At 57.8% G+C, this 1,774-nt stretch carries 1 protein-coding gene and 2 tRNA genes; all 3 read right to left on the bottom strand.

From position 1 onward, the window contains the following. Positions 1–219 precede the first annotated feature (219 nt). The 3 genes from tuf to A9976_RS06485 all read right to left on the bottom strand — a co-directional run bounded on the left by tuf (position 220) and on the right by A9976_RS06485 (position 1,627). A complete protein-coding gene (tuf, locus tag A9976_RS06495) occupies positions 220–1,410 on the bottom strand; it encodes an elongation factor Tu (protein WP_183017046.1) in 1,191 nt (396 codons plus the stop codon). Between the two features lie 56 nt (positions 1,411–1,466). Further along, positions 1,467–1,541, bottom strand: a tRNA-Thr gene (locus tag A9976_RS06490). Positions 1,542–1,553: 12 nt separating this feature from the next. Next, a tRNA-Gly gene (locus A9976_RS06485) sits at positions 1,554–1,627 on the bottom strand. Positions 1,628–1,774 lie beyond the last annotated feature (147 nt).

Here is a 1,774-nt window from a genome sequence, read left to right as displayed (position 1 = left end):
ACCCACAACCTTCGGTTTTGGAGACCGACGCTCTGCCAATTGAGCTATGCCCCTAAAACACTACTGGCTTGCACTACTACATTCACTGACTTTCCGGGCCTGCCACCCTACCTTTTCAGGAAATTAGGCGCAAACGATCGCGGAGCCAAACATCATAACACTTTTACGGCAAAAATGGGTAGAGGGACTTTTCGTCCTCTCTACCCACTTGGGTATTGCTTACTTCAGGATCTTGGCGACGACGCCGGCGCCGACGGTACGGCCGCCTTCACGGATAGCGAAACGCAGGCCTTCTTCCATGGCGATCGGAGCCAACAGCTTGACCGTCATGGCCACGTTGTCGCCCGGCAGAACCATTTCCTTGTCGGCCGGCAGCTCGATCGTGCCCGTCACGTCCGTCGTGCGGAAGTAGAACTGGGGACGATAGCCCTGGAAGAACGGAGTGTGACGGCCGCCTTCTTCCTTGGACAGGATGTACACCTCGGACGTGAAGTCCGTGTGCGGGGTGATCGAGCCCGGCTTGGCCAGAACTTGGCCGCGCTGGACGTCTTCACGCTTGGTGCCGCGCAGCAGGATGCCCACGTTGTCGCCGGCTTGACCTTGGTCGAGCAGCTTGCGGAACATTTCAACGCCCGTGCAAGTCGTCTTGACCGTCGGAACCAGACCCACGATTTCGATTTCTTCGCCGACCTTGACGATGCCGCGTTCGATACGGCCAGTCACCACCGTGCCGCGACCCGAGATCGAGAACACGTCTTCAACCGGCATCAGGAACGCGCCGTCAACAGCACGCTCAGGCGTCGGGATGTACGAATCCAGCGCATCGGCCAGAGCCATGATGGCTTGCTCGCCCAGTTCGCCCTTGTCGCCTTCCAGCGCCAGCTTGGCCGAACCCTTGACGATCGGGGTGTCATCACCCGGGAAGTCGTACTTCGACAGAAGTTCGCGAACTTCCATTTCCACCAGCTCGAGCAGCTCGGCGTCGTCAACCATGTCAGCCTTGTTCAGGAAGACGATGATGTACGGCACGCCAACCTGGCGCGACAGCAGGATGTGCTCACGCGTTTGCGGCATCGGACCGTCAGCGGCCGACACGACCAGGATCGCGCCGTCCATTTGAGCCGCGCCCGTGATCATGTTCTTCACATAGTCAGCGTGGCCCGGGCAGTCAACGTGCGCGTAGTGGCGCGCTGCCGTTTCGTACTCGACGTGGGCCGTGTTGATCGTGATGCCGCGAGCCTTTTCTTCAGGAGTCGCATCGATCTGGTCGTAGCCCTTGGCTTCGCCACCGAACTTGTTCGACAGAACGGTCGTGATAGCTGCCGTCAACGTCGTTTTGCCGTGGTCAACGTGACCAATCGTACCCACGTTCACGTGCGGCTTGGTACGTTCAAACTTGCCTTTTGCCATGGCTGACTCCTGACCTGGATTGCGCTTCAGACTGAAGAAAAGAACTTGGAAATTTGTGGTGCCCATGGCGCGGATCGAACGCGCGACCTCTCCCTTACCAAGGGAGTGCTCTACCACTGAGCCACATGGGCATTTAAAAATCTTGGAGCGGGTGAAGGGAATCGAACCCTCGTCGTAAGCTTGGAAGGCTTCTGCTCTACCATTGAGCTACACCCGCGGCATACCCATTCACCTTCTCTTTCCCAAACCCTCAAAATCAAGGCCCGGAGAACCTTACAACCTTCTTTGCGAAGGTCGCCCAGTTCCCTAGGCCTAATTTTAAAATCCAGGCAGACATCGCCTGGATTCAGAGTTGGGTCTCTGG

This window comes from Delftia sp. UME58 (assembly GCF_014170385.1).
GTDB lineage: Bacteria > Pseudomonadota > Gammaproteobacteria > Burkholderiales > Burkholderiaceae_C > Comamonas > Comamonas acidovorans.
The sequence above is the reverse complement of the archived record's forward strand: the minus strand, read 5'-3'. Positions and strand labels throughout refer to the sequence as shown.

Bases quoted from the DNA above. Each gene is read 5' to 3' on its own strand.
- tuf (WP_183017046.1), bottom strand. From the start codon at position 1,410: ATGGCAAAAGGCAAGTTTGAACGTACCAAGCCGCACGTGAACGTGGGT.